Source organism: Cupriavidus sp. L7L (assembly GCF_004353535.1).
Classification (GTDB): domain Bacteria; phylum Pseudomonadota; class Gammaproteobacteria; order Burkholderiales; family Burkholderiaceae; genus Cupriavidus; species Cupriavidus oxalaticus_A.
In genome coordinates this window covers 246,908-272,619 of the sequence record NZ_SMNY01000001.1, presented here as the reverse complement: position 1 = coordinate 272,619, position 25,712 = coordinate 246,908, and the positions used below count along the sequence as shown (strand labels likewise).

24 protein-coding genes are annotated in these 25,712 nt (G+C 63.5%); 14 read left to right on the top strand and 10 right to left on the bottom strand.

Translation table 11 applies throughout. From position 1 onward, the window contains the following. Positions 1 to 105: 105 nt before the first annotated feature. Positions 106 to 951, bottom strand: a complete 846-nt coding sequence (locus E1J61_RS01310; RefSeq protein ID WP_243736719.1) for an abortive infection family protein — start codon at positions 949 to 951, stop codon at positions 106 to 108. 175 nt (positions 952 to 1,126) lie between these two features. Between E1J61_RS01310 and E1J61_RS01305 the strand changes: the two genes are divergently transcribed. After that, entirely contained in the window at positions 1,127 to 2,119 is a 993-nt protein-coding gene (locus tag E1J61_RS01305; RefSeq protein ID WP_133092376.1) for a DUF3644 domain-containing protein, read from the top strand. 200 nt (positions 2,120 to 2,319) lie between these two features. Here the strand turns inward: E1J61_RS01305 and E1J61_RS38760 are convergent, their stop codons facing one another. The 4 genes from E1J61_RS38760 to E1J61_RS01285 all read right to left on the bottom strand — a co-directional run bounded on the left by E1J61_RS38760 (position 2,320) and on the right by E1J61_RS01285 (position 6,958). Beyond that, complete coding sequence (locus E1J61_RS38760) at positions 2,320 to 2,535, bottom strand: SymE family type I addiction module toxin (RefSeq protein WP_243736718.1); 216 nt, start codon at positions 2,533 to 2,535, stop codon at positions 2,320 to 2,322. A 154-nt stretch (positions 2,536 to 2,689) separates the two neighbouring features. Next, positions 2,690 to 4,222, bottom strand: coding sequence for a M81 family metallopeptidase (locus E1J61_RS01295; RefSeq protein ID WP_133092375.1), 1,533 nt, complete (start codon positions 4,220 to 4,222; stop codon positions 2,690 to 2,692). Between the two features lie 34 nt (positions 4,223 to 4,256). Then, positions 4,257 to 5,576 (bottom strand): MFS transporter, encoded by a 1,320-nt coding sequence (locus tag E1J61_RS01290; protein WP_165971398.1) that lies wholly within the window; start codon positions 5,574 to 5,576, stop codon positions 4,257 to 4,259. Positions 5,577 to 5,617: 41 nt separating this feature from the next. Next, positions 5,618 to 6,958 carry a D-serine ammonia-lyase gene (locus E1J61_RS01285; RefSeq protein WP_133092374.1) on the bottom strand — a complete coding sequence of 447 codons (1,341 nt, stop codon included), beginning with the start codon at positions 6,956 to 6,958 and terminating at the stop codon, positions 5,618 to 5,620. A 98-nt stretch (positions 6,959 to 7,056) separates the two neighbouring features. Here E1J61_RS01285 and E1J61_RS01280 point away from each other — a divergent pair, with 98 nt between their 5' ends. The 9 genes from E1J61_RS01280 (at position 7,057) to E1J61_RS01240 (ending at position 15,985) form a co-directional block, all read left to right on the top strand. Next, positions 7,057 to 8,031: a LysR substrate-binding domain-containing protein gene (locus E1J61_RS01280; protein ID WP_165971400.1), complete on the top strand. Its 975-nt coding sequence runs from the start codon at positions 7,057 to 7,059 to the stop codon at positions 8,029 to 8,031. Positions 8,032 to 8,346: 315 nt separating this feature from the next. Continuing rightward, on the top strand, positions 8,347 to 9,243 hold the full coding sequence (gene dapA / locus E1J61_RS01275; protein WP_133092372.1) for a 4-hydroxy-tetrahydrodipicolinate synthase: 897 nt from the start codon (positions 8,347 to 8,349) through the stop codon (positions 9,241 to 9,243). Between the two features lie 612 nt (positions 9,244 to 9,855). Then, on the top strand, positions 9,856 to 10,416 hold the full coding sequence (locus tag E1J61_RS01270; protein WP_133092371.1) for a PAAR domain-containing protein: 561 nt from the start codon (positions 9,856 to 9,858) through the stop codon (positions 10,414 to 10,416). After that, positions 10,413 to 11,054, top strand: a complete 642-nt coding sequence (locus E1J61_RS01265; RefSeq protein ID WP_133092370.1) for a hypothetical protein — start codon at positions 10,413 to 10,415, stop codon at positions 11,052 to 11,054. The genes E1J61_RS01270 and E1J61_RS01265 overlap by 4 nt, the downstream gene beginning before the upstream one ends. Continuing rightward, positions 11,051 to 11,596 carry a hypothetical protein gene (locus E1J61_RS01260; RefSeq protein WP_240745899.1) on the top strand — a complete coding sequence of 182 codons (546 nt, stop codon included), beginning with the start codon at positions 11,051 to 11,053 and terminating at the stop codon, positions 11,594 to 11,596. The genes E1J61_RS01265 and E1J61_RS01260 overlap by 4 nt, the downstream gene beginning before the upstream one ends. 278 nt (positions 11,597 to 11,874) lie before the next feature. Continuing rightward, positions 11,875 to 12,813 carry a LysR family transcriptional regulator gene (locus E1J61_RS01255; protein WP_133092369.1) on the top strand — a complete coding sequence of 313 codons (939 nt, stop codon included), beginning with the start codon at positions 11,875 to 11,877 and terminating at the stop codon, positions 12,811 to 12,813. Positions 12,814 to 12,879: 66 nt separating this feature from the next. Next, positions 12,880 to 13,848 carry a tripartite tricarboxylate transporter substrate binding protein gene (locus E1J61_RS01250; RefSeq protein ID WP_133092368.1) on the top strand — a complete coding sequence of 323 codons (969 nt, stop codon included), beginning with the start codon at positions 12,880 to 12,882 and terminating at the stop codon, positions 13,846 to 13,848. 59 nt (positions 13,849 to 13,907) lie between these two features. Beyond that, complete coding sequence (locus E1J61_RS01245) at positions 13,908 to 15,143, top strand: CaiB/BaiF CoA-transferase family protein (RefSeq protein ID WP_133092367.1); 1,236 nt, start codon at positions 13,908 to 13,910, stop codon at positions 15,141 to 15,143. After that, positions 15,140 to 15,985, top strand: a complete 846-nt coding sequence (locus E1J61_RS01240) for an enoyl-CoA hydratase/isomerase family protein (RefSeq protein WP_133092366.1) — start codon at positions 15,140 to 15,142, stop codon at positions 15,983 to 15,985. The genes E1J61_RS01245 and E1J61_RS01240 overlap by 4 nt, the downstream gene beginning before the upstream one ends. A 103-nt stretch (positions 15,986 to 16,088) precedes the next feature. Here E1J61_RS01240 and E1J61_RS01235 read toward each other — a convergent pair whose 3' ends face one another. The 4 genes from E1J61_RS01235 to E1J61_RS01220 form a co-directional block, all read right to left on the bottom strand. Beyond that, positions 16,089 to 16,592, bottom strand: a complete 504-nt coding sequence (locus tag E1J61_RS01235; protein WP_133092365.1) for a GNAT family N-acetyltransferase — start codon at positions 16,590 to 16,592, stop codon at positions 16,089 to 16,091. 130 nt (positions 16,593 to 16,722) lie between these two features. Next, on the bottom strand, positions 16,723 to 17,895 hold the full coding sequence (locus tag E1J61_RS01230; RefSeq protein WP_133092364.1) for an acyl-CoA dehydrogenase family protein: 1,173 nt from the start codon (positions 17,893 to 17,895) through the stop codon (positions 16,723 to 16,725). Between the two features lie 66 nt (positions 17,896 to 17,961). Further along, entirely contained in the window at positions 17,962 to 18,963 is a 1,002-nt protein-coding gene (locus tag E1J61_RS01225) for a tripartite tricarboxylate transporter substrate binding protein (RefSeq protein ID WP_133092363.1), read from the bottom strand. Positions 18,964 to 19,091: 128 nt separating this feature from the next. Continuing rightward, positions 19,092 to 19,898, bottom strand: a complete 807-nt coding sequence (locus E1J61_RS01220) for an IclR family transcriptional regulator (protein WP_133092362.1) — start codon at positions 19,896 to 19,898, stop codon at positions 19,092 to 19,094. A gap of 271 nt (positions 19,899 to 20,169) precedes the next feature. On the opposite strand from E1J61_RS01220, the gene E1J61_RS01215 reads away from it, so the two are divergent. Together E1J61_RS01215 and E1J61_RS01210 are read left to right on the top strand one after the other, a co-directional pair. Then, complete coding sequence (locus tag E1J61_RS01215) at positions 20,170 to 21,327, top strand: CaiB/BaiF CoA-transferase family protein (protein ID WP_243736722.1); 1,158 nt, start codon at positions 20,170 to 20,172, stop codon at positions 21,325 to 21,327. A gap of 198 nt (positions 21,328 to 21,525) precedes the next feature. Further along, positions 21,526 to 21,873 carry a DNA-binding protein gene (locus E1J61_RS01210; RefSeq protein ID WP_243736717.1) on the top strand — a complete coding sequence of 116 codons (348 nt, stop codon included), beginning with the start codon at positions 21,526 to 21,528 and terminating at the stop codon, positions 21,871 to 21,873. A gap of 104 nt (positions 21,874 to 21,977) precedes the next feature. Here E1J61_RS01210 and E1J61_RS01205 read toward each other — a convergent pair whose 3' ends face one another. Further along, positions 21,978 to 22,994: a tripartite tricarboxylate transporter substrate binding protein gene (locus E1J61_RS01205; protein ID WP_133092359.1), complete on the bottom strand. Its 1,017-nt coding sequence runs from the start codon at positions 22,992 to 22,994 to the stop codon at positions 21,978 to 21,980. A 276-nt stretch (positions 22,995 to 23,270) separates the two neighbouring features. On the opposite strand from E1J61_RS01205, the gene E1J61_RS01200 reads away from it, so the two are divergent. Together E1J61_RS01200 and E1J61_RS01195 are read left to right on the top strand one after the other, a co-directional pair. Further along, positions 23,271 to 24,560, top strand: coding sequence for a formylglycine-generating enzyme family protein (locus E1J61_RS01200; RefSeq protein WP_133092358.1), 1,290 nt, complete (start codon positions 23,271 to 23,273; stop codon positions 24,558 to 24,560). Between the two features lie 43 nt (positions 24,561 to 24,603). Further along, positions 24,604 to 25,698 (top strand): HAD family hydrolase, encoded by a 1,095-nt coding sequence (locus E1J61_RS01195; RefSeq protein ID WP_371702388.1) that lies wholly within the window; start codon positions 24,604 to 24,606, stop codon positions 25,696 to 25,698. Positions 25,699 to 25,712: the final 14 nt, after the last annotated feature.

Here is a 25,712-nt window from a genome sequence, read left to right as displayed (position 1 = left end):
GTCGAATTTAAGTCTTAAAACGTCCTTGATCATGCGCATGTTCATCCGGTGCGCGGGCATGCTCTCTCCGGCAAAAGCCGGCGAGCATAGCCCGTGCGGTTGATGTCATGCGCAACGCCAACCCTGCCTTCCGGTCCGGTCGGTCACGTTCCCGAAATGCCCGGTCACGTTGCCGAAATCGCCGGTCACGATCCCGAAACGGCCGGTCACGTTCGTCCGAAATACGCAGCCGGAGCCCTGCTTGTTGCGAATTCGATTGACGCCCAAGGCCGAGAGGAAGAGCCCCCGCTCCATCGACTTGACCGCCGGCTCGCTGGCCTGCTCGGGACTTTCCGGAACGGCGAGGTCAAGGGCAACGAAGGCCATGCCGAGCAGCGCCTGGAAGTTGGCGCCGCTCGGATATCTTCCCTGCAATGTTTCGAGGACATGGGCGGCCGTGGCCTCCATCAGGTCTTTTCCGGTTCCCGCGATCAAGGCGGCATCCTCGGCCCCTTTTTGCGCGCGTCTGGCGTAGGCGACCAATGCATCTGTTAGTGCTACGCCGCGCAAAGAGGAGAGCACCTTGGGCGACAGCGTGCCGTCGTCGGTCAAAATAAAGCCTTCCGCGTCGAAAGCTGTCTTTGCGTTGTCGATCGCCTCCCGACCCACATAGTTGGTAGACGCTTCTCGGAACCCGCCGCACGCCCGAACCTTTGCGAGCAAACCTGAAGCGAACCGGCTTGCCGCTCCAGGATTTGAGTCCATAACTGCGTAGAGCACGGCGCGAACGCGCTTCGCCTTTCCAATTAGCTGGCCTTGCTGCTTTGGGTCATGCTTTGCAAGGCCCGCCTGGTTGACGTGAAACTCGATGTCGGCATGCGAAGGTTCTCGGTAGACGCCGTTATTGTTCGAGTCGTCCACCAGTTGCATGAGTGCGTGCGCAATCGTGTCGGTCACCGGGATATGGGACATTTCTCTTTCCTCTTTTTAAGACGTGCCAAAAACACTGTCTCCTTAGCTTGCCTCCGAACCTCATCATATATAGCTTGGGGAGCGCTTGGCGTGCCAGCAACCTGGCAGGCAGCCACTTTGGCTTTTGCTTATACAGTGCCAGCTTATTGTAAAGTGTGCACGAAAGGAGACCATTGTGCGCCCGCCACTTCACCAGCGTTTCGTTGATAAGGCCGTTGCCGCAATCACAGCGGCTGTGGAGATCTACAACAAGCCGGCGTTCTTGTACCGGGAGGAAACATTCTCGATTCTGGCTCTGAACGCCTGGGAGCTGCTGCTCAAGGCAAAAGTCTTGAAGGATGCAGACAATGCCATCGCATCGCTAAGGGTTTACGAGAATCGCCTAACCAAGGCGGGCATTAAGTCGCAGAAGAAATTTTTGAAGCGAAACCGCGCCGGCAACCCGCAGTCCATCACATTGAGTGGCTGCGTTGCACGTCTTGAAGAGGCGCCGGCATCCAGACTGCCCAAAGAGGTAAGGGCGAACCTCGACGCACTGGTTGAAATCCGGGACAACTCAGTTCACTTCATCACCGCCAGCACAACGCTCGCACGCCAAGCTCAAGAGTTGGCCGCAGCGTGCGTTCGAAATTTCATTCTTTTGGCGAAGAGCTGGTTCAAAAGGGATTTTGCGGGAATATTGAATTTAGTTTTACCGCTGTCGTTCGTGACCCCTGCACAAGATGCCGGAGCCGTGGTGGTATCTGCCGACGAGTCTCGCCTCATTGAACATCTCAAGACACTGGCACAGGAAGTAGGCGACGGCGAGGGCGAATACGCCGTAGCCATCCGCCTGCAAGTGAAACTAGAGAAGAGCGCCCTGGCAAACGCCTCCAAGGTTCAAGTCTCCAAGGACGCCGACGCCATCAAGGTGCAGCTTGCGGAACAGGATATCAAGGAGAGGTACCCTTGGACCTATGATGAGCTATGTAAGCGTATGGCCGCTCGCTATAGCGACTTCAAAATGAACAACGAGTTCCACGCTTTGCGTAAGCCACTGCTCGACGACGAGAAGTACGCGAAGGTCCGGTATCTTGACCTCGAGAACAAGGCTGGCCCGAAGAAGCCTTACTTCAACGCGAATATTCTGCTGGTCTTTGACCAGCACTACACGAAGAAGATCGGGTGAGTCTCAGTTGGACTGGCGCGAAAGCGAAAGCGAACCCAAACTGCCCGCATTGTGGAAGGCACTGACGCGCTTGGTATCCGCAGACGCTGTTGATGGACATTCGAACGTCAGCTTTGCGACGTTCACTTCTGGCTTACGATGGTCCGAAATGGGTCGGTAGGGGGGCCGTATACCAGCGCCTACCGACTTGACAGTCTACGTTATCCCACCCAAATAACTACCCGCTGGCGCTGAACTTTTACCTTCAGCGATTGGCCGACGCGGAATCCCGCCCGCTCCAACCAAACACCCTTCAATCGAATCCACGGAATCACCCGCAGACCAGTGAAATTGTTGCTGCTACCTGGAATAACGGGGAAATGGGTTCGGCTAATCTTGATTGTCCGAACGTGCGTGCCTGCAAATCTGGACTTCATGGCGGCTCCCAAGAGAGTGACCGCGAGCTGTCCGGGTGCGGTAAAGCCGCTGCAAGAGTGTGTTCAGCACTTGACGAGAAAGAGCCTACGTAAGACCGTTGCTGCTTGCAATCTTCTATAAGGACACGCATTACGGCGCTTCCAAGTCGATCTATCAGACCTTCTGATCGGCATCGGCGCTGGCCTCGAACTGCACCTTGTCACACAACGGCCAATACTTGCCAACCAGCCGGTCGCGTGGAAACGAGGCAATCGCAGCCGTGCTCAAGCCCTCGCTATCGACTGAAATTATCTGCTTAGCCACCGTCCGATACCCGGCACGGAAGTGATTGGCCCCCTTGATCGCGACGACCTTGTATCCAGTGACATCCACGCCGTGCAGCACAAACGGCTCGACATCAAAGATCTGCTCGGCACGCGAAGCCACGATGACATCGACACCGTTTATGATCAGGCGACACATCACCCCCAGGTCAAAGCGAACGCCTTCGAACATCGATCCAGGGCGATTCACAAAACGACCGTCCGTGATGCATTTCACATAGGCATCGGCCTCGATCGGCGCGCCCTGGAAGCGGCCTTGCTTGCCGCCCAGCGAGACCTTGATCGTGGCCCCGACACCCGCGCGCTGAGCTTGTGCAACCACGCTAGCATCGTTGATCGACGCAAAACAGCACGTGCCCGCGGGCGGATTGGCGTCCAGTAACGCGCGAAGCAGATGCGTGCCGTCTCCGGGTGTGCCGCCGCCCGGGTTGTCTGCGTACTCGTTGACAACGACAGGCCCCTCTGCCGCCGACAGGGCAAGGGCGACGCCCTGTGCGGGGGGCGGAAACGTCGGACGGAACGCCTCGCGATGCGACCAGATCCATTGCGCGACGTCGTCGACGCAACGCTGCGCAAGCGCGGCGTCTCCGGTTGTGGTGCACACGACCGCCGGGCAGGGGGCAGCGATATCCGCGTAGGGGAAACCGTGGAACCACGAGCAGTCGATCACGCCGGGCTGTGCGGCCAGCTTCCGGCAAACGTCGTTGACTTCCGCCGGGATGAACCCGTCTTGTGTCGTCACGATGTACGGCAGCATCGGCAGGCGTCGCACCGCGGTGACCGGTGTGAGCCCGCCCCGAATCATCTCAAGCAGCAGCTCGACGGCTTCGACGCCCCGGTCATGGAAGTCGGTATGCGGATACAGCTTGCACGGCAAAGTCAGGTCGCAAGCGTCGCGCATCGCGTCCGTCATGTTGCCGTGCAAATCGTAGACCGCCGCAATCGGGACACCCGGCCCGACCAGCGCACGAACGGCAAGCGCCAGATCGCCTTCGATGTCTTCAGTGCCGTCGGCGACACCGGCGCCATGCAGGGCCAGCAGCACGCCGTCAACCGGCAGCGCAGCGCGAATGCCATCGAGGATGTCTTGCTTCATGGTGGCATACGCGCCGGCTTCGATCGTGCCCGACGGCGTCGCCTGCCCGACATAGGTGGGAATGAGCGTGGCGCCGGTCCTGCGCGCGCCTTCGATAAAGCCGCCCACCTGATGATTCGATTTGTCGAACGCCGCCAGGATTTCGTCGCCCCGATACTGCTCGAACGCGCGCAGCGGCGTCATGCCCGCGAATTCGGCGGCGTACGTGTTGGTCTCATGGATGAGTCCGGCAACGGCCAGGCGGGCGGGCGATTGGTCTGAAGTCACGGGAATGCCTCCGGGATGCTTGTTTTGCGCGCGATCAGCGATTGACCTTCTTTGGATCAAAGCTTAGGGCGACCAGGGCGCCGGCGACAAGCGCCCCGGCGATGATAAAGATGGCCGGCGCGGTGCTGTGGTACGTGTCGCGGATCCAGCCGATCAGGTACGGGCTGACGAAGCCGCCAAGGTTCGCCAGGCTGTTGATCGCGCCGATGCACGCCGCTGCCGTCGCCCCGCCGAGGAATGCCGTCGGCAATGTCCACATGATCGGCGAGAAGCTGATGATCCCAGCCGCCGCGATCGACAGCGAGATCACGGCGAGTACGAGATTCTGCCCCGCGAAAACGCTCGCCACGAGCCCGAAGGCGCCCACCAGCATGATGCCGGCAAGGTGCCAGCGACGCTCTCCATGCCGATCCGAACTCCGCCCCACCAGCACCATGGCCACCACGGCCACGCAATACGGAATCGCGCTGAGCAGGCCGATCTGTACGCCACTGACTGCCCCGGCGTCCTTGATCAGCGTGGGCAGGTAGAAGCCGAGTGTGTACAGCGCCATCATCGCCGGAAACGTCATCAGGATGATCTTGCAGATCCGCATGTCGCGCAGAATGCCGGTCAACGGCATGTGCTCCCGGCCATGATCGTCCTGCGCGATATCGTTCTCGATCAGCTGGCGTTGCGCTGGTGTCAGCCATTTGGCGTCCTTGACGCGATCCGTCAGGATCCACAGCACGCCGATGGCCAGCGGCAGCGTCGGCAGGGCTTCGAGCACAAACACCCATTGCCAGCCGGCGTGACCGCCGACCTGGTGAAAGCGCTCCAGGATCCAGCCCGACAAAGGGCTGCCGAGCAAGCCGGCGATTGGAATGCCCGCCTGGAATATGGCCGTGACCTTGGCGCGGCGGCGATTCGGAAACCAGTACGTCAGGTAGAGGATCACGCCGGGGTAGAAGCCGGCTTCGGCGACGCCGAGCAGGAAGCGTACCGTGTAGAACTGCCACGGTGTCGTGACAAATGCCATGACTCCCGAGAGTAGGCCCCAGGAGATCATGATCCGGGCAATCCAGAGTCGCGCGCCGACACGATGCATGATGAGGTTGCTCGGCACCTCGAACAGCATGTAGCCAATAAAGAACAGCCCTGCGCCGAGCCCATAGGCTGCCTCGCTGAATTGCAGGTCGGCCAGCATATTGAGCTTGGCGATGCCGATATTTACGCGATCGAGATACGCGACGACGTAGCACAGCATCAGGAACGGGATGAAGCGGAGGGCGACCTTGCGGTAGGTGGCATCCTCGAATGCGTAAGCGTCAGTCTGCCCCCGAACATCGGGCGATAGCGTGGCGTGCTGGTCCATGAAAATGTCTCCTTTTATTGTTGGGGGCGACGACAAGAGGGTCAGGCTGCCTGTTGCATCGGGCCAGAAGCATGGCCGGCCAGCGTTGCGGCGTAATCCTGGAACCGGCGAAGCTCCTCGGGCGGGACGAGCGAGCCGCCGGTAGCCCAGATCACATGCGTGGCGTCGTGCATGGACAATCCTTGATCGCGCACATACGTCTGACCCTCAGGCGAGCGGCGCAGCCAGCCCGGGCCTCCGATGCCGGCGGCCGCTGACGGCTCGACTTCCACGCCCATCGAAGTCTTGAGCGCGAGCAACTGAACATAGAGTTGATCGTCGGCGACGGTGAACACGCCGGCGAGTTGGGAAGCCATCAACGGGCTGACCAGATGGGATGCCTGGCCGACGGCGAGGCCATCGGCATCGGTCCGGTTATCCAGGCCGATGTCATAGACGGATACGGGAGCTTGCGCACCGGAGGCCAACTGCACCAGTACGCACGGCGAGGCCACCGGCTCGGCGAAGAAGCAGTGCACATGTTCGCCGAACAGCGCCTTGAGCCCGTAAGTGATGCCACCGGGTGCGCCGCCGACACCGCAGGGCAGATAGACGAAGAGCGGATGCGCGGCATCCACGACGCGGCCGGCTTCGGCCAGCTGGCGCGCCAGGTGGCGTGCCGCGGCGGCGTATCCGAAGAAGAGCATGGCGGAGCGCTCGTCATCAACAAAATGGCAGCGCGGCGCTGCCAGCGCCTGCTCCCGGCCCGCTGCCACGGCTTCAGCGTAGTCGCCTTCATGTTCCACGACGCGTACGCCGCGTTTGCGCAGGCGGTCCTTCTTCCACGCCTTGGCGTCCGCGGACATATGTACAACCGCATCGAACCCGAGAGCAGCCGCCATCACGCCGATGCTCAAGCCGAGGTTGCCGGTGCTGCCGACCATCACCGAGTATTGCGAGAACAGCGCGCGCGCTGCCGCCGTCGCCAGCACGCGGCGATCACCGTCCGGGTCGAGGACACCGTGCTCGATCGCGATGGATTCGGCAATCGCCAGCACTTCATGAAAGCCGCCGCGTGCCTTGATGGAACCGGCTATCGGCAGTTCGTCGTCACGCTTGATGAACCACGCGCCCTCGGCGCCATCGTTGCCGACGATCGCATGCTGGAGGGCGGTAGCCGGCATCAGTTGCGATTCCACTTGCCCATGGCTTGACCCCAGTTCGGGAAACAGCGTCGCCAGGAGCGGTGCACAACGCGCTAGACGCGCCTCGGCTGATGCGATGCCTTCCGCCGATGGGGCGGAAGCCGGCAGGGGTTGCCCCAGCCTCGGATTCAGCCAAAGCAATGGCTGTCTCGATTGAAGCCTTGCTAATAGATCGCCAGAGAGCGGCAGAGTGGCCATTACGTCATTCTCCAAGGAATTCCCTATGAGCCGTGATCGTAGGCGCTGTGATCGTGCAAAAATAGCGATCGTTTCTAACGCATGCATTAGCCAAGCTAATACGAATGCAGCTCGATTCCTCTGTTCTCGGGGCGCTGCGGTGTTTCGAAGCCGCAGGCCGCCTGCTGAGCTTCACCAAGGCCGCCGAATCGCTAAGCCTCACCCAAAGCGCGGTGAGCCAGCAGATCCGCCATCTGGAAGACCGTCTCGGCTACGCGCTTTTCGTGCGCCAGCCGCGCAACCTGAAACTGACGCCAAAGGGGGAGGCGCTGTTCGAGACGACCACGCGCGCACTGCACGAGATCCAGCAGACGATCCAGCGACTCGGCCTGCCAAACGCGCCTTTGCAGGTCAATTGCCTGCCGTCGTTCGCGCTGCAATGGCTGATGCCGCGCCTGACCGAATTTCACCGCGAGCAGCCGGATGTGTCCGTGCGCCTCAAAGCTGAGTTCCAGTCGCTGGACAGGCAATCGATGGACGCGGAAGACATTGACGTGGCAGTGCGTTACGACCCGGTCCGCTACAGCCGGTTGCACGCGGACGTCTTGCTGGATGAGTACCTGATTCCCGTGGCCACGCCCGAGTACCTCGCCCGGCATCCTGGGTTATCTGATGGCGCTTCGCTCGACGGCGTCGTGTTGCTGCATGACGCATCGCCATGGGTCGGCGCAGCCGAGTTCGTGGAATGGCGGACATGGCTTGAGGCCTTTCATCCGGCATGGATTGCGCATCTGGAGGGGCCGCAATTCAATCTGTCGAGCCTTGCCATCAGCGCTGCGCTGAACCACCAGGGGGTGGCGATGGGGCGCACGGCCCTGGTCTATGACGAGATCAGGAGCGGACGGCTGGTGAATGTCTTCGGCAAGCACGTACGTGCGCCGGCGCGCTACATGCTGCTTTCTCGTAATCCTGAGGATCGGCGCACGACCATTTTCTCTACGTGGCTCAAGGCAGAGTGTGCGCGCTTTGATGCTGCGCGGATGGAGTTGCTTTCGCTGGATGGCGTACCGGGAAGAGCCGGGTTAGGGCGTTGATTCGATAATCCCCGCGATGAGAGCCCTTCCAAACCTGGCTTGACGAGATTGCAGAGAAGCGGATAGATTGACGCCACCATGACCCGCCGCCCCGCCTCCCTCTCTTTTCATCTCACTGCGACCCAACCGCAGTGGGGCGCGCGCGCCAAATCCAAAAAACAGTCGCTCATCTGACCGGAGCGTGCTGTTCCGTCAGTTGAGCGACGGAACAGCATCAATGTAAAAGACGGTCTGCCAATCCCCTTACTGTCTTGAGCGCATCTTGCTCCGTCGCTTGCCTGTGCGGTTTCCGAATCGGTCGATCCGGAGCATGCAATGCAAGAAGTGGAATATCTCTATCGTGGTATCTGGCTACCCTTGGTCACCCCATTTCGCAACCATGAGGTCGATCACGTCGCACTGCGGCGGCTAGTGGCCCATTACCGCTGTAGCGGCGTGGCGGGATTGGTGGTGTGCGGCAGCACCGGCGAAGCCGCCGCGCTCGATGAGGCGGAACAGTTGGCGGTGCTGGATACCGTGCTGGCCGAGGCGGGGGAGTTGCCGGTCATGATGGGCCTGGCTGGCAACAATCTCCGGCATGTGCTTGGCCGTCTGGACAGGATTGGCGAACGTCCGCTGGCGGGGGTGCTGGCGCCTGCACCGTACTACATAAGACCGTCGCAGGAAGGATTGAAGGGGTATTTTCGCGAGCTGGCCGACAGATCTCGGGCACCCTTGGTGCTTTATGACATCCCCTACCGAACCGGTGTGACGCTGAGCGCCGAAACGCTGCTCTCGTTGGCAAGCCACGGCAATATTCGAGGAATCAAGGACTGCGGCGGCAATGCTGAAACCACGCAAGCGTTAATCGCCGATGGCCGCCTGGCAGTTCTCGCGGGAGAGGATCACCAACTGCTTGCCACGCTGTGCATGGGCGGGCAGGGTGCGATCGTTGCGTCAGCGCACATTCGGCCTGATCTCTTCTCGGTGCTGTGGCGCGCTGTGGATGACCAGCGCCTGAGCGTTGCCCGCGAGCTTTTCCATGCCCTGATGCCGCTGATTCGGCTGATGTTTGCAGAACCTAACCCTGGACCGGTCAAGGCATTACTGGCTAGGCAAGGCTTGCTGTCTGATGAACTGCGCCTGCCGATGATGTCGGCTTCAACCGCGCTCGCCGGGCAATTGGCAATTTTTTGTGATGCCTTGGACGCGGTACACGCGAATGCGTTGTAACTGAGCAGGTTAGATGTGGGCGTACGGTCGCCCGTATGCCTTCATAAGCGCAGCCCGGAGATATTCGGCGCAACACTGGACTATGGCCGCCGTGCTCAATCGACGGCGCTTCCTTAGCCATTGACTCCCGCCATCTTGCGACATCGGCACCGCCATCGACCCGCACCTCATCCGACGAAGGCCAGAATTCTCCAACGAGCCTTTCACGCGGAAACGACGCAATTGCAGCCGTACTCAAGGCATCTGCTTCGATCGAAGCAACAGGAAGCGGCCTTGCTTGCCGCCAAGTGACACCCTGATGGTGGCACCGAGCCGCTGTGCTTGTGCAACCTAAATTCTGATACGAATTCATTTCATTCAGATTCGGAACCGTCCTATGGCGGGGCGGGCGCCCCTAGTGGAAGCATGGCTGTGTCGAATTTGGTCGTTGAATGTTGGTCCGATTCGCTCATCCTTTTCCCTCTAAGGAATGCTAAACCTTGCGTAGCGCTGTCCACAGCGGCCCGCCCTTGCGGACACATCCCCACACTACGCCGGACCTATGTATTTTGGTCCGCTACCAACCCAAAAAAGACGACGTCTTTTACGCCAACACCGCGATAAGGAGTTGTAATGCCTGATATTCGCTATGCTCTGCTCGATGGGGACAAGACCAACACAAACGGTGTACTCATCGCCACCGGCGAGAGCATGTTCCATCACGGTGTGAAGGTGGGTGTCGAAGGCGACTATGCAACCTGTCTGGCCTGCAAGGCTGGCGGGCCTGTGATGAACGACTGTTACCCTGCCTTTGATCTGCGTGGGAAACAAATATTGGTGAGCGGCGCGCGCGTCTATTGCAAGTGCCCGACCAACCCGATAGTCATCCACTCCCAGACCAATTTCACCATGGAAGTAAACCGGATGGGGCACTATGCGCCGCCACTCTCATCGGGGCCAAGCTCCAGCGTAGTATCGGCAAGTCACGATACGCAAATCATTGAGCAATACTACGAGCTTGTTGATGCCGAGACGGGCGCGGGGGAGGAAGGTTATCGCTATGACCTATTTGTTGAGGGGCAGCGGATTAGCCAGGATACCCCGTTTGGCAGCGGAGCAACCCCGACGGTGCGCGGTGGCGTGTCCATGGAAATCGTCATGTGGCTGGACAAGGCAAAGGAAACACGAGCATGACAGAAGTTTCAAGATCGGCGTCGGCAAGTTCAGCGCTGTCTTCTGAGGAGCGTCTGTTGGCAGCTATCGCCTATGGCGAGTCGTCAACAAGGGACCTGTACGAAGAAATGGCCGCACTGGCAAGTGTGATGGTCCGTCAGATGAAAGCCAGGGGCTATTCCACCATCGATGCCTTTACATCGAAGGACAAGAATTTTTCATTTGTGAGAGCAGACGGCAACGCGCGCTACGCTAAGTTAATGAAGGCCACGGAGAAAGACATTGAAAAGAGCCCGCCTATGTCCGATGCAGTCAAGGCCGCACGAAATGCTTTCTCAGGAGGCGTAGATTTCTCGAATGGCGCGTATTTTTGGGATGGAGCAGACATAAAGTCTAACTACAAGCATCACGCGAAAGTAAAGTCCGGAATCCATATCACGGATCCTGTTCACAATATTTACGGAATCAGCGAATCAGGGAAGACGAAAATTCTGTACAAAACAGTCAAGAAGAAGGTAGGCGGACAGGTGAAGACTGTGCGGGAGGAGGTTGGACGCTACTCCTGGGTCTATGAATCCACCGCAGGCGTAGGCGGCACCATCTTCTGGCGTTACGGCCGGGATTGGGTGACAGTCACCCGTGCGAAGGAGTACAGATGATACGGCCCACCATTCTGGCTTTGCTTGTCGCACTTTCAGTTTCTGCACATGCCGAACTGGTGCCGGAGGCGGTCATCGATAGTTGCCTGCTATTTGACAAATCGACTGACGCTTCGGTTTCTATTGTCCCAATTGAAGGGGAGGCGCATCTGATTGATGATGTAACGGTACCCGGCCATCGGCTATTTATACCTGCCAGCGACAGAAACAGGCTTCGGATTGGCTATGCGACCAGCAAGCGCGGACTCAAGGATTATATCTTCGTAGGTACACATCGTGGCTACATCATGCGAGCGGTTGCGGTCGGCAAATTCCGGCCAGCAAGAGTTGAGGAACCGGGCCTTGCAGCTTTTGCATTGTTGCGCCAGCGTGGACTTCAATATGTGTGCCTGATGGAAAGCAACGGCAACGGCAGTGCGGCTTTTGTGAGATCGGCCTTTGTAGGCCGAATTCCACCCTCGAAAGGCTCCGCACTGAAACTGTTCTACAAGGTGGCAGACGTGAAGAAGTTCAATGCATTCGATGGCGCAGAGCGCTTTTGATGCGGACTTAGCTTCCATCGCTTCAGACAACAAGCTTAGATGTAAGGAGGATGGCGGGACGACACAACGATTACAGTCCGGCCTAGCCGCGAAGCGCATCAATCATCAGCGGCTGCCCCGGTCCCGCCCAAATACTCGTTCGAGGGTTGCATGGGAAATCTGCAATTGCCCAGATCGCTTGAGCGGTGGAAAATCGGGCCGCCACGGCTCTTTTTTCGAAGGGCCCAACCCCAGCCCGGCAGCCTTTCTTCCGCAACGACGCAGCAGATGCGACCATCGTGACGTCCTCCGCCTCCTCTCGCCTTCCTCGGCTGCATTTCGACCTGACAACTGTCCAGCTCTTCATCGCCGTCGCCGACCTGGGCAGCATCACCCGCGGTGCAGAGCGTCTCCACCTGGCTCCCGCCGCCGCCTCCCGCCGCATCCTCGAACTGGAAGCCCAACTAGGCGTCTCGCTGTTCGAGCGCCTTCCCCATGGGATGGCTTGCACTGAAGCCGGCCGCGCACTGTTAGCCCACGCCCGCGGCATTACCCACACCGTCCAGCGCATGCAGGACGACGCCGCCTCCTTCGTCGGCGGCGACCTGGGCGTGGTACGTGTAGCCGCCCCCAAATCCGCAGTCATCCAGTTCCTCCCCTTCGACATCCAGCGCTGTGCCACAGACTGCCCCGGCGTCCGCATCGACCTCCAGGAAATGAACAGCCTGGAAGTCCAGCAATCCCTGCGCCGCGGCACCGTGGACATTGGCATCTACGAAGGCAGCCTGGGCGTCGTGGACCTGCCGACCGCGCTCTACCGGACCGACAAGCTGGTGCTGGTGGTGGCGCGCGGCCACGCGCTGGCCAAGCGCAAGCAGGTCACCTCGGAAGACGTGCTCGACTGCGACCTGATCGTCCTCGGCGAAAGCTCGGCCATTTCCATCGGCCTTGAGCGTCTGGCCGAGGAAGCCGGCCGCGTGCTCCACATGCGTATGCGCGTCGGCGGCTTCGACAGCATCGCCGCACTGGTGGCCCAGAACCTGGGCGGCGGCCTGATGCCGGAGGCCATTGCGCACGAGGTGGCAGGCGGCAGCCGTTTCGCGCGGTTACCGATTGCCGAAGACTGGGCGCAGCGCCAATTCGTGCTGTGCCACCGGCCCCATAGTGCACTTTCCTCCGCCGCGCTCAGCGTCCTGGAAGTGCTTGCGCAAAACGCGAAACCAGAATCCCCAAAATAGCGATAGCCCGCGGCGCGTGCATTGCGGAAGATGGCTCCATAACGATTAGTACTACGGAGACACGCAATGCAGCGCAGACAATTCATCCTGGCCACGGCGGCCGGACTGGCGATGCCCGGCCTGGCGCGCGCCGCCGCTGACGTGCAAGGGCCGGTGCGCATCGTAGTGGGTTTTGCCCCCGGTGGCGGCACGGATGTGCTGGCGCGCGTGATCGGGCAGAAGCTCGGGGTCATGTGGAATACCAGCGTGGTTGTGGAAAACAAGCCCGGCGCGACCGGCGCGATCGCCGCTGCCTATGTGGCCAAGCAACCGCCGGATGGCACCACGCTGCTGATGGCGCATGTCAACAGCCATGCGATCGCCCCGGCGCTGCTGGACGTCAAGTACGACCCCCGCGCTGATTTCACCCCGATTTCGATGGTGGGCGTCACGCCCAATATGCTCACCTGCCGTCCGGAACAGAAGGTGCGCACCGTTTCGGACATCGTGGCGCTGTGCCGCAAGAACCCGGGCAAGATTTCCTTCGGCTCGTCCGGTATCGGCTCGGCGCAGCATCTGGCGCTGGAGATGTTCCGGATGCAGGCCAGGATCGACGTGGTGCACGTCCCGTACAAGGGCTCGGGCCCGCTGGTGGCGGACCTGATGGGCGGCCAGATCGACTATGCGTTCGACACCATGACCGCCGCCACGCCCTTTATCCAGCAAGGCAAGGTGATCGCGATCGCGCAGACCCGGCTCAAGCGCGCGGCCAGCCATCCCAATGTGCCGACGCTGGCGGAGTCGGGCTTCCCCGGCCTGGACGCGGCGTCGTGGTACGGCCTGGTGGGGCCGAAGGGCATGCCGCCGGCGCAGGTGCAGCGCATGAACGCGGACGTCAACCGCGTGCTGGCGATGCCCGATGTGGCCGAGCGCCTCAAGAGCTTTGGCGCCGAGGACTCCGGCGGCACGAACCAGCAGTTCGGCGCCTTCATCGCGTCCGAGTCTACCAAGTGGGCCAAGGTCGTGAAGGACGCCGGCGTGAAGGCCGAGAGCTGATGGCGCGGAGCCGCCGCGCCCACATCCGCCGACTTGTCGAATTTCCCAGGAAGCACCCGATGACCGATTTCACCGATTCCGGCGCGCAAGCGCCTGCCACCAAACTGCCGCTGTCCGGCGTGCGCGTGCTCGACGTCAGCCAGGTCATGGCCGGGCCCTACGCGTGCATGCTGCTGGCCGACCTCGGCGCCGACGTGATCAAGGTCGAACCGCCAGAAGGCGGTGACCAGACGCGCGGGGCGATGGGGTTCAAGATGAAGGGCCCGGACAGCATGGGCTTCCTCAACATGAACCGCAACAAGCGCAGCGTCACGCTGGACCTGAAGACCGAATCCGGCCGGGAGGTGCTCTATCGCATGGCGGAATCGGCCGACATCCTGGTGGAGAACTACCGCCCCGGCGTGATGAAGCGCCTGGGGATCGACTACGAGACGCTCAGCAAGATCAATCCGAAGCTGGTCTATTGCAGCATCTCGGGCTTCGGCCAGAGCGGGCCGTGGGCCGGGCGGCCGGGCTTCGACCTGATGGCGCAGGCGATGTCGGGCGTGATGAGCGTCACCGGCTACCCGGGCGGCGCGCCGGTGAAGGCGGGCGTGCCGGTGGCCGATATCGGCTGCGCGCTGTTCGCGACCTACGGCATGCTGTCGGCCTATATCGGCGCCAAGGAGACGGGGAAGGGGCAGTATGTCGACGCGTCGCTGTTCGACTCCGCGCTGGCATTCTCGGTGTGGGACACCTGCGAGTACTGGGGCACGGGCCGCGAGCCCGAGCCGCTCGGCACGGCCAACCGCATGAGCGCACCCTACCAGGCGATGAAGGCCGCCGACGGCTACTTTGTGATGGGGGCTACCAACCAGAAGCTGTGGCAGCTGCTGTGCAACACGCTCGACCGGCAGGACCTGCTGGCGGATGAGCGCTTTGCCACCGTGGCGCTGCGGCTGGCTAACCGGCAGGCACTGATCACGGCGCTGGAGGAGAGTTTCGCCAGGCAGGGCGCCGACTACTGGATCGAACAGTTGCTGGAAGTCGGCATCCCTGCCGGGCCGATCCTGACCTACCCGCAAGCTTTCGACAGCGAGCATGGCCGTCACCGCCAGATGCGTATCGAGATCGATCACCCGATCGAGGGCAAGGTGCCCAATATCGGCTTCGCGGTGAAGATGGGCGGCACGCCGCAGCAGGTACGCCGTCCGCCGCCGCTGCTGGGCCAGCATACGGAAGAAATCCTGGCCGAGCTGGGGCTGTCGAAGGACGAACAGCAGTCGCTGGCCGCGGCCGGCGCGTTCGGCGCATGAACGCCGCGCAGCCGCCGGGAGGCGGTCAATCCGGGGCGAGCCAGCGTGAAGGCGGTGCTGGCAGCGACGGGCAAGTCCGGCTCACGGTGCAGGGGCAGGTCGCGACGCTGACCTTCGACCGCCCGGCCGCGCGCAACGCGATGACGTGGGCGATGTACGAGCAACTCGCCACTCACTGCCGCGCGCTCGCGGCGGATGGCAGCGCGGGCGTGCGCGTGGTAGTGCTGCGCGGGGAGGGCGGGGAGGCCTTTGTCGCGGGCACTGATATCGCGCAGTTCCGGCAATTCTCGAATGGCGATGACGGGGTGGCCTACGAAGCGCGCATCGACGAGGGCATCCGCCTGGTCGAACAGCTGCCGATGCCGACCGTTGCCGTGATCGAGGGCTGGGCGGTGGGCGGCGGGCTTGCCATCGCGACCGCCTGTGATTTCCGCGTGGCGACGCCCAAGGCCCGCTTCGGCGTGCCGATCGCCAAGACCCTCGGCAACACGCTGTCGGCGCTGAACCTCGCCAAGCTGCGCGCGGCGTGGGGCTTGCAGCCGGTGCGGCGCATGCTGCTGCTGGCGCAGATCCTGGATGCGGATGCCGCATTGGCGTGCGGATTCCTGGAAGGTGTCTATGCTGCCGAGTCGCTGGAGAGCGAGGTCGCTGCGCTATGCAGCCGGCTTGCCGCGCTGGCGCCTGTTACGCAGACGGTCGTCAAGGAGGCCTTGCGGCGGCAGACCGTGGAGGCGGTGGCCGATACCGATGATCTCGTGCGCCTGTGCTACGGGAGCGAAGACTTCCGCGAAGGGGTGGAGGCGTTTGTAGGCCGGCGGCCGCCGGAGTGGAAGGGGCGTTAAACGTGCAGGCTGGCCCGGCGCGAATGATGGTTCGCGCCGGGCCATTATCGTTTACCGTCAAGCGGCCTTCCTCGCCTCGGAAGTATCCGCCTGTGTGCGCGCATCACCGCGCTGGGACTTCATAAATCAGCCGCACATATTTCGGCGCGGGCTGGCTGTCCACTACCACGCCGCCCATCGCCTCCGGAATCCGCCGGCTTGCCCAATTCTCTTCCGCCACCGGATAGATGAACCGCGGCGGCTGCAAGGCAGCCATCGCCCAGTCTTTCACCGCCAGCACGGCCTCCATTCCATAGCCGTGGCCGTGGGCGTCTTCCCGGATCCAGATGCCGAATTCCGGCGCGGGCGTATCGGCGTGATGCAGCCCTGCCAGTCCCAGGAATTGGCCGTCACTCGTGCGGCGGATGGTAAAGATAAAATCCGATCCGTCGTCCATGGCCGGCAGCCAGGCTTGCCAGACGTCACGGAATGCCGCCAGGGATGGGGCAGGTTCCCATTCCATGTAGCGTGCCAGGGTTGGCGTGATGCAAGGCCATACTTCGTCGGCATCGGCGCCGGAGAAGGGGATCAGGGCGAGGCGTGCCGAATGGATCGTTGGTGCGGACATGGCGTTCTCGATGGGAGATCAGGCACCTTCATTATTGCGCACAAGAATCCATTCGACCGGTACTACGCATTGCTTTGGGGGAATCAAGCGGCTGTCATTCGTTGACCGTACGCATGGGTGTACCTGGGCGTTACCCTGCCCGATCCAGCACTCCTTCCCGCGCCTGCATCGTCCTCTTTGCAATATTCAACTGGTGAATCTGCGTGGTCCCCTCATACAACCGGAACAACCGCACATCGCGATAAAACCGCTCCGCCACGGTACGCGCCATATACCCGCTGCCGCCAAAGATCTGCACCGCACGATCCGCCACGCGTCCGCACATTTCAGAGGCGAACAGCTTGCACATCGATGCCTCCATAGTCACGTCCTCGCCGTTGTCGCGGCGGCGGGCGGTTTCCAGTACCAGCGCGCGCGCGGCGTGGATGTCGGTGTTGCTGTCGGCAACCATTTGCTGCACCAGCTGGTAATCGGCGATCGGCTTGCCGAACTGGCGTCGCTGGCTCGCGTAGCGCACCATCTCGTCCACCAGGCGGATGGCAGGGCCGATGCACAGGCCGGCCAGGTTGATGCGCTGCTTGTTGAGCGCCTTCATCGCCGTCTTGAAGCCGACGCCAGGCTGGCCGCCGACGATGGCGGTGGCGGGCACGCGACAGTCCCGCAGGTAGACGTCGCCCACCGGCGAGCCGTGCTGGCCCATCTTGCGTTCCGGTTCGCCGGTGCTGATGCCGGGCGTGCCGCGTTCTACAAGGAAGGCGCTGATGCCGTGCGCGCCAGCGGTATCGGAGTCGGTGCGCGCGAAGACGGTGAACAGGTCGGCGATCGGTGCGTTGGTGATGAAGCATTTGCTGCCGTTCAGCACGTAATGGTCGCACTCGCGCCGGGCCGATGTCAGCAGCGAGGTGGCGTCGGATCCGGCTTCGGGCTCGGTCAGCGCGAAGCAGCCGGTCAGCTCGCCCGATGCAAGCCGCGGCAGGTAGCGCGTCTTCTGCGCTTCGGTGCCGTCGACGACCAGCGACTCGGAGGCGATGCCGGTGTTGCCGCCGAAGCGCGCGCGGAAGACGGTCGCGGCCTGCGAAACTTCGATGTTGACGAGCGTCAGTTCTTCGGACGTCAGCCCCGCGCCGCCATAGGCCTCGGGGATGCTGTGTCCGAACAATCCGAGTTGTCGCATGGCGTCGACCACTGGTTCAGGGATGACGTCGTCGCGGTCGATGTCGGCTTCTAGCGGAATGCAGGTATTGAGGACGAACTGGCGGAGGTCGGCAAGCAAGGCTTGCATGCGGGCGGCGTCACGGATCATGGGAGTGTCAGCTGGGTAGGTGTCTGGGAAGGAGCGGGATGTGTCTTGCCGTGTGGACGACAGGCGCTACTGGGCGCTGATGCCGGCGGTCTTCAGCACGCGGGTCCACTTCTTCGACTCGCTGTCCAGGTAGCGGTCAAAGGCCGGTGCGGATTGCGGGGCTACGTCCATGCCGATGTCGGCCAAACGCTTGACCACGGCAGGATCGCTGACGGCCTGCGCCGCGGCGTCGGCGAGCTTGCGCACGACGGCGTCGGGGGTGGCGTGCGGCGCGACCAGTCCGAACCACGCGCCTACTTCATAGCCGGGCAGGCGCGCAACTTCGGCGACGGTGGGAATGTCCGGCAACGCCGCGGACCGCTTGGCGGAAGTCACCGCGAGTGCGCGCAGCTTGCCGCTCTGGACCTGCTGGCGGGCGATCGCCGCGGTCAGCGCCATCATCGACACGCGCGCGCCCAGCACGTCCGTCAGCGCCTCGGGCTGGCCCTTGTACGGCACATGCATCAGCTTGACCTCGGTCATTTGCGCGAGCAATTCGCCGGAGAGGTGGTTGGAGGTACCCACGCCGGCGCTGGCGTAGGTCAGCGCACCGGGCTGGCTGCGCGCGGCGTCAAGCAGTTCAGGCAGGGTGCGCAGGCGCGACGATGCGGGGACCACGATCACGTTGGGCACCACGCCAAAGCCGGCAACCGCGCGGAAGTCGCGGGTGCCTTTCCAGTTGATCGCGCTGTTGAGCAGCGGCCCGACCACGTAGCTGGGACTGACGGCAAGCAGGGTATAGCCGTCAGGCGTGGCCTTGGCAGCGATGTCGGTGCCGATGGAGCCGCCCGCGCCGGTGCGGTTCTCGACGATGACAGGCTGGCGCAGCAGCAGGGCCATGCGCTCGGCGGTGACGCGGGTGACGGTGTCGACCACGCCGCCGGCCGAGAACGGCACGATGATGCGAATGGCGTGGGCGGGGAACCTGTCGGCACTGTCGGCGGCGCCAAGGGCCACGGCAGGCGCGAGCGCGGCGCAGCCGAACATGGCGGCCAGCAGGCGCCGGCGCGCTGTTTGAGAGGATTGCATCTTGTCTCCTGGTCTGGGATGTTCCCGTGGTTTCCCGATAAGGCCGCAATCTCGCCGGATCGCTTGGCGCCTCCTTGCTACAACCTCCGCGGCGTCGTCACCGCTTGTCGTCACTGCCTGGCATCACATCAACGCGCGCACGCCAGCTCGATCTGCCTGACGCCTTCGCGCAATTTCTGCGCGACCGTGCGCGCCAGCATGTCGTCACGGTCGCGCGCGGCGGCGACGGTGCAGTTCAGCGCGAACGGGTCTTCATGCAGCGATTGCCGGATCGGCACGGCTATCGCGTGGATGTCCGTTCGCCATTCGCCGCGGCTAAGGCAAAAGCCATGCGCCGCGTAGTGCGCCTGTTCCGCAATCCACATCGGCTGCTCCCGTTCGAAGCGCCCGGCATCTTCCACGCGCAGCCGGTTCAGCACCGCGGCGCGCTCTTCCGCCCCGCACGCCAGCAGCACGGCGCGGCCGATCGAGGTGGACAGCAAGGGCCGCGTACTCCCGATGTCGGGCTGGTACACGTTGCCCGGATCGACGCGGCAGCTGTCCACGTACACCACCGTCAGCCGCTCGCGCATCCCCAGGTTCACCGTGCACCCGGTTTCGCGGGCGATGGCTTCCATATATGGCCGCGCGATCTGGCGGATAGCCAGCCCGGCAAGCATCGGATACGCCAGCGCCAGCACGCCAGCGCCGAGCCGGTACTTCTGGTTGCCCGGCACCCGGCTCAGGAAGCCAAGCAGGCTGAGCGTGTACGTCAGGCGCGACACCGTTGCCTTGGGCAGTCCGGTCCGCGCCACGATGTCCTGGTTGCCCAGCACCGGGCTGCCCGGCGTGAACGCCCGCAGCACGTCCAGCCCGCGAGCCAGGTTGCTGGCGAACTGGCGATCGGTTGAGAGTTCGTCGGCGCTGGCAAGGCCGGGCAGTGGAGTGCGTTCCATGTCTGGCGGCGGTCTGTTGGCATTCATGCTCGGATCCGTGAGGGGGGCTCGTCAATGTTGTAGCACGACGGTTCCGCACAGCGAAACCGTGCTTGCGCCCGGCGAGCGGGGCTGTCAGTTTGGATCGCAGCGACCTGCGCCCAACCCCAAAACGAAGAGACAGATCCCAATGCCGAACGCGTCACCCGACCACGCCGCCACGGCGGCAACGCCTTGCAACACCCACACCGACGCCGGCACCGGCCCGCTGGCGGGCGTGCGTATCCTGGACATGGCCACCGTGGTGGCGGCACCGTTCTCGGCCACGCTGTGCGGCGACATGGGCGCCGAAGTCGTCAAGCTGGAACTGCCCGATGGCAGCGATCCGCTGCGCTCGCTTGAACCCGTCACCGACGCGCACGCGCTGTACTGGAAAGTGACCAACCGCGGCAAGCGCGGCATCTCGCTGGACGTGCGCACACCGCGCGGCAAGGAGATCTTCCTGAAGCTGCTGCCGCAGTTCGATGTCCTGGTCGAGAACTTCCGCACCGGCACGCTGGCGCGCTGGGGGCTGGATATCGAGACCCTGCGCGCGGCCAATCCCGGCCTGGTGGTATTGCGGCTGACCGGCTTCGGCCAGACCGGACCGTATGCGCAGCGACCCGGGTTTGCGCGGATCTTTGAAGCGATGAGCGGGTTCACCAACCTGGCAGGCTCGCCGGAGAGCGGGCCGATGCACATGAACTACCCGGTCGGCGACATGGTCGCTGGCTTGTTCGGCGCCTTTGCCATCGCCACCGCCGTGGCGGAGCGGCGCGCGCGGCCGGACCTGCCTGGCCGCGAGATCGACCTGGCCGCCACGGAAGCACTGTTCCGGCTGCTGGAGCCGCTGGCGGTGGAGTACGAGCAACTGGGCCGCGTGCGCCAGCGCGCGGGCAATCGGACTACCTATGCGGCACCGTCGAATATGTACCGGACCTCGGACGATGTCTGGGTCTCGGTGGTGGCGTCGTCCGATGCCACCTTCCGCCGCCTGGCAGAAGCGATGGCGGCGCCGCAGCTCGCGTGCGCGGCCGACTACGCCACCAACGCCGGCCGCGTGCGTAATCTCGATGCGCTCGACGCGCAGATCGCGGCCTGGTTTGCTGCGCGGTCCTACGCGGACGCGGCGTCGGCGCTCGAGGCGTGCCAGGTGCCGTTCAGCAAGGTGTTCAGCATCGCCGACATTGTCGAAGATCCGCAGATGCAGGCGCGCGAGGCGATCGTGCGCCTGCCGGATGCCGAGCTTGGGTCAGTGCCGGCGCCATGCGTGGTGCCGAGATTCTCCGGCTACGCACCGGCCGCGCCGCGCTGCGGTCCGGCCGTGGGCGAGCACAATGCGCTGGTCTATGGCGCGTTGGGACTGGGGGCGAGTGAGTTGCGCGCACTGAGGGAAGCGGGCGTGATCTGAATCGTTTCAGTTCTTGCCGACTGGTGCCGCCGAAAGAACTTAGCGTGCGCGAAGGACACACCGATTGCAGTGTCCTCTCAGTGCCGCTTTAAGTCCCTATTTCACACTCCTTCGATTCATAGGCTTTCGTCTGCGTTAGTTGTCAGTTGACAACTAACGCAGACGCACCGTGACGCGGAGTCCGCCATAGACGCCATCATGAGCGCGCTCGCCGACATAAAGCGTGCCATACCATCCGCAATGCTGATCGAAGCCGCGCCGGATCTGGTCGGCCTGACGGATATTGCCGATGCGATCGGAATGTCCCGCCAGAACATGCGCAAACTGATGATCGGCCATCCCGAGTCATTTCCGCCGCCGGTGCATGAAGGCGCCAGTTCGCTATGGCACCTGCGCGAGGTCTTGTTGTGGATGAGCAAAAACAGCTACGAGATAGAGCGGACACTGATTGAAACGGCATCCACGACCATGCAAGTCAATCTGGCAATGCGCGTCAGGGACGTGAGCCCTGCAATGGAGCGCCGGTTCCGGCCGTTGGTGGCCTGATCAGCGCTTCCGGTTGCCCCTGTCAGCGCACCACACCCCGCTGCGGCATGCCGTAGCCAGTTGGTGCGCTGGTTCCGCAATTACGGCGTCTGACGCATGCCAGCTCAATCCAGCCGGATGTTGTACTCCTTGATCACATTCCCCCAATAAGCCTGGTCGGCTTTCGCCACCGCCGCGAACGCCGCCGGGCGCGAAGTCTTGACGATCAGCCCCAGGTCGGCCATGCGTTGCCGGATATCGGCCGCGGCCATCACGGTCTCCATATCCGCGGAAATCTTCTCGACGATGGCCTGCGGCGTGCCGGCCGTGGTGAACAGGCCGAGCCAGGCCGGGCCGTCCAGCCCCTTGTAGCCGAGTTCCTGGAAGGTGGGCACGTCGGGCAGCATCGGCGCGCGCGTGTTGCCGGTCACGGCCAGCGGCTGCAGCTTGCCGCTGCGCGCATGCTGGCGCACGGTCATCGGCGACAGCGTACCCAGCGAGATCTGGCCCCCGATCAGGTCGGTGGCGATCGGCGCCTCGCCCTTGTACGGGACGTGCAGCAGCTCGACGCCGGCACCGGTCGTGAACACCTGCATATAGAGATGGGCGCCGGTGCCGATGCCATAAGTGCCGTAAGAAAGCTTGTTCGGCTGCGACTTGGCCAGGCTCACCACCTCGGGCAGCGTGCGTGGCATGGCGCTGTTGGCGGTCAGCACCAGGCTGGAGGTGCACAGCTGGCCGATGGCGGTCAGGTCGCGCAGCGGATCGAACGGGGGCTTGGCCACCATGTAGGGCGTCTGCACCAGGCTGGGCAGCGCCAGCAGCAGCGTGTAGCCATCGGGCGCCGCCTTGGCCACCACGTCGGCGCCGATCATGCCGCCGACGCCGGGGCGGTTCTCGACGATGACCGGGCGCTGCCACAGCTTGCCGAGCGGTTCGCCAAGCGCGCGTGCCAGCACGTCAGTGGCGCCGCCCGGCGGGTAGGGCACGACCAGCCGCACCGGCTTCGACGGATAGTTCAATACGGCGGACTGGGCTGACTGGGCCCGGGCATGGCCAAGGCCAAGGCCAAGCGCCGAGGCCGTGGCGGCGAGGGAACCTGCACCCAGCCACTGCAGGGCTTTGCGTCGGTCAGCTTGCATGGTGTTTCCTCCTGGTTGTGACGTCCTGGTTGTCTTGTAGCGCCTTGCGCGCATGTCAAACGGCAGCGTACGGGCCGCTGCCGGCGCGGCACATCGGCGCTATGGACGAGACAGTGGGACGGTATTTACCCCGAGGAGCAAACGGCGATGACAGCGCCGCCGTGAAATCTTTCAACACACTCGGCAAGAAATCTAAATTCCTTTTCAGTAACCGTTCTGTGACGATACCCGCAGGTGCGCTATTGCACCTTTTTGTCTTTTGGCGGAGGACGTCCTATGGCAACCGGCAAGCGCAACGGGCTTCATTCGCAGGCCCCGGCGCACGGCGCAGCGCAAGCGCCGCCTGCCTCTGCTGCTGCGGCGCCGCATCGACGCCGCACGTTCCTGATTGCCGTGCTGGCCTGTGCCTGCATGGCGGCAGGCGCGGGCGGCAGCTGGTGGTACGCGCAGTCGCTCTCCGGCAAGGCGCCCGGGGTGGTGGAAGGCGACGGCAAGAGCGGTCCGCTCGGCATGGTCCGCATACCCGGCGGCGAATTCCTGATGGGCAGCGACAGCAAGATGGCGCAGGCCAACGAGAAGCCGGCGCACAAGGTGCGCGTGCATGCGTTCTGGATGGACAAGCACCATGTCACCAATGGCGAGTTCCGCAAGTTCGTCGAGGCCACGGGGTACGTCACCACGGCGGAGCGGGTGCCGGACTGGGAGACCCTGAAGGTACAGCTGCCCCCTGGCACGCCGCGTCCGGCCGACAGCGCGATGGTGGCCGGCGGCATGGTCTTTGTCGGCACGCCGCGTCCGGTGCCGCTGCGGGACTATTCGCGCTGGTGGCGCTATGTGCCCGGCGCCGACTGGCGTCATCCGGGAGGTCCCGGTACCTCGATCGAAGGCAAGGACGACCATCCGGTGGTGCAGGTGTCGTACGAAGACGCCCAGGCCTATGCCAAATGGGTCGGCAAGCGCCTGCCTACCGAGGCCGAGTGGGAATTTGCCGCGCGTGGCGGGCTGGAGCAGGCCACCTACGCATGGGGCGACCAGTTCGCGCCCGCCGGCAAGCAGATGGCCAACGTCTGGCAGGGCCAGCAGAACCAGCCGTTCCCGGTTGTTAGCCCGGCAGTGAGCCAGGTAGTCAGCCCGAAGGCCGGTGGCGCGCTGGGCACCAGCCCGGTCGGCACGTTCCCGCCCAACGGCTACGGACTGTCCGACATGACCGGCAATGCCTGGCAATGGGTCGCCGACTGGTACCGCGCCGACCAGTTCCGGCGCGAAGCCGGCAAGGCGCAGCCGATCGAGAACCCGGCCGGCCCCCTGGCCTCATGGGATCCCAGCGAGCCTGGCGTACCGGTCAACGCGCCCAAGCGCGTGACGCGCGGCGGCTCGTTCCTGTGCAACGAAGACTACTGCCTGAGCTACCGCCCCAGCGCTCGGCGCGGGACGGATCCTTTCAACAGCATGTCGCACCTTGGCTTCCGGCTCGTGATGGACGACAGCCGCTGGGCCGAAATGCGCCGCAACGCGCCCCATCTGCCGCTGGCGATGGGCGGACAGCCGCAGCCGGCGTCACGCTGATGCCGGAGCGGTGCGACACGACACAGGAGCAAGTGCCATGAGCATGCCTGCCAACAGCGCCTTGCGCGCAAGCGCATCGCGCAAGACGATCGCGGCACTATGCGCCGCGCTGGCGCTTGCGGGCCTGCAGCTTTCCGGCTGTACCGCGCCCGCCGGACCCGCGGCCCCCGCGGCACAGGCCACTGTCGTCCAGGCGCAGCCCGCCGCACAGCCCGCGGAACAAGCGCTGCCATCGTGGCGCGACGGCGCCGCGCGTCAGGCGCTGCTCAAGTTCGTGGCCGACGTGACGCGCCCGGGCTCGCCCACCTTCGTGCCACCCGAGGCGCGCGTGGCGGTGTTCGACAACGACGGCACGCTGTGGAGCGAGCAGCCGCTGTACTTCCAGTTCTTCTTCCTGCTCGACCAGGTCAGGGCCGCCGCGCCGCAGCATCCTGAGTGGCGCAACAATGCCGCGTTCAAGGCGCTGATGGCCAACGACATGAACGCGCTGATGGCAAACCAGAAGCAGCTGCTCGGCTTGATCGCCACTGCCAACAGCGGCATGAGCGTGGACGAGTACGACCGCACCATCCGCGACTGGCTGTCCAGGGCGCGCCATCCCAGGTTCAAGCGGCCCTATACCGAGCTGGTCTACCAGCCGCAGCTGGAACTGCTGTCCTACCTGCGCGCCAACGGCTTCAAGACCTACATCGTCTCCGGCGGCACCATCGATTTCATGCGGCCGTGGAGCCAGCAGGTCTATGGCATCCCGCCCGAGCAGGTGATCGGCTCGTCGCAGGCGGTGCGCTACATGGTGCGCGACGGCAAGCCGGTGCTGGTGCGCGATCCCAAGCTCGACTTTATCGATGACGGCCCCGGCAAGCCGGTCGGCATCTACCGCCATATCGGCCGCCGGCCCATCCTCGCCGTCGGCAATTCCGACGGCGACCTGCAGATGCTCGAGTACACCGCCGGCGGCGACGGTCCGTGCATGGCGGTGCTGGTGCATCACGACGACGCCGAGCGGGAGTTCGCCTACGACCGCCAGTCCAAGGTGGGCAAGCTGGACAAGGCGCTGGATGCGGCGCGCTCGCGAGGCTGGACCGTGGTCAGCATGAAACAGGACTGGCAGCAGATTTATCCGGCCGGCAAGCCATGAGCACGATGCGACCA

What these genes read in the sequence shown, in the direction of transcription:
- E1J61_RS01260 (WP_240745899.1), top strand. Translation starts at nt 11,051, where the DNA reads ATGATACGGCCCACCATTCTGGCTTTGCTTGTCGCACTTTCAGTTTCT.
- E1J61_RS01240 (WP_133092366.1), top strand. Translation starts at nt 15,140, where the DNA reads ATGAACGCCGCGCAGCCGCCGGGAGGCGGTCAATCCGGGGCGAGCCAG.
- E1J61_RS01205 (WP_133092359.1), bottom strand. Translation starts at nt 22,994, where the DNA reads ATGCAAGCTGACCGACGCAAAGCCCTGCAGTGGCTGGGTGCAGGTTCC.
- E1J61_RS01285 (WP_133092374.1), bottom strand. Translation starts at nt 6,958, where the DNA reads ATGGCCACTCTGCCGCTCTCTGGCGATCTATTAGCAAGGCTTCAATCG.
- E1J61_RS01225 (WP_133092363.1), bottom strand. Translation starts at nt 18,963, where the DNA reads ATGCAATCCTCTCAAACAGCGCGCCGGCGCCTGCTGGCCGCCATGTTC.
- E1J61_RS01230 (WP_133092364.1), bottom strand. Translation starts at nt 17,895, where the DNA reads ATGATCCGTGACGCCGCCCGCATGCAAGCCTTGCTTGCCGACCTCCGC.
- E1J61_RS01220 (WP_133092362.1), bottom strand. Translation starts at nt 19,898, where the DNA reads ATGGAACGCACTCCACTGCCCGGCCTTGCCAGCGCCGACGAACTCTCA.
- E1J61_RS01310 (WP_243736719.1), bottom strand. Translation starts at nt 951, where the DNA reads ATGTCCCATATCCCGGTGACCGACACGATTGCGCACGCACTCATGCAA.
- E1J61_RS01250 (WP_133092368.1), top strand. Translation starts at nt 12,880, where the DNA reads ATGCAGCGCAGACAATTCATCCTGGCCACGGCGGCCGGACTGGCGATG.
- E1J61_RS01265 (WP_133092370.1), top strand. Translation starts at nt 10,413, where the DNA reads ATGACAGAAGTTTCAAGATCGGCGTCGGCAAGTTCAGCGCTGTCTTCT.
- E1J61_RS01290 (WP_165971398.1), bottom strand. Translation starts at nt 5,576, where the DNA reads ATGGACCAGCACGCCACGCTATCGCCCGATGTTCGGGGGCAGACTGAC.
- dapA (WP_133092372.1), top strand. Translation starts at nt 8,347, where the DNA reads ATGCAAGAAGTGGAATATCTCTATCGTGGTATCTGGCTACCCTTGGTC.
- E1J61_RS01215 (WP_243736722.1), top strand. Translation starts at nt 20,170, where the DNA reads ATGGCCACCGTGGTGGCGGCACCGTTCTCGGCCACGCTGTGCGGCGAC.
- E1J61_RS01195 (WP_371702388.1), top strand. Translation starts at nt 24,604, where the DNA reads ATGCCTGCCAACAGCGCCTTGCGCGCAAGCGCATCGCGCAAGACGATC.
- E1J61_RS01235 (WP_133092365.1), bottom strand. Translation starts at nt 16,592, where the DNA reads ATGTCCGCACCAACGATCCATTCGGCACGCCTCGCCCTGATCCCCTTC.
- E1J61_RS01200 (WP_133092358.1), top strand. Translation starts at nt 23,271, where the DNA reads ATGGCAACCGGCAAGCGCAACGGGCTTCATTCGCAGGCCCCGGCGCAC.
- E1J61_RS01270 (WP_133092371.1), top strand. Translation starts at nt 9,856, where the DNA reads ATGCCTGATATTCGCTATGCTCTGCTCGATGGGGACAAGACCAACACA.
- E1J61_RS01245 (WP_133092367.1), top strand. Translation starts at nt 13,908, where the DNA reads ATGACCGATTTCACCGATTCCGGCGCGCAAGCGCCTGCCACCAAACTG.
- E1J61_RS38760 (WP_243736718.1), bottom strand. Translation starts at nt 2,535, where the DNA reads ATGAAGTCCAGATTTGCAGGCACGCACGTTCGGACAATCAAGATTAGC.
- E1J61_RS01210 (WP_243736717.1), top strand. Translation starts at nt 21,526, where the DNA reads ATGAGCGCGCTCGCCGACATAAAGCGTGCCATACCATCCGCAATGCTG.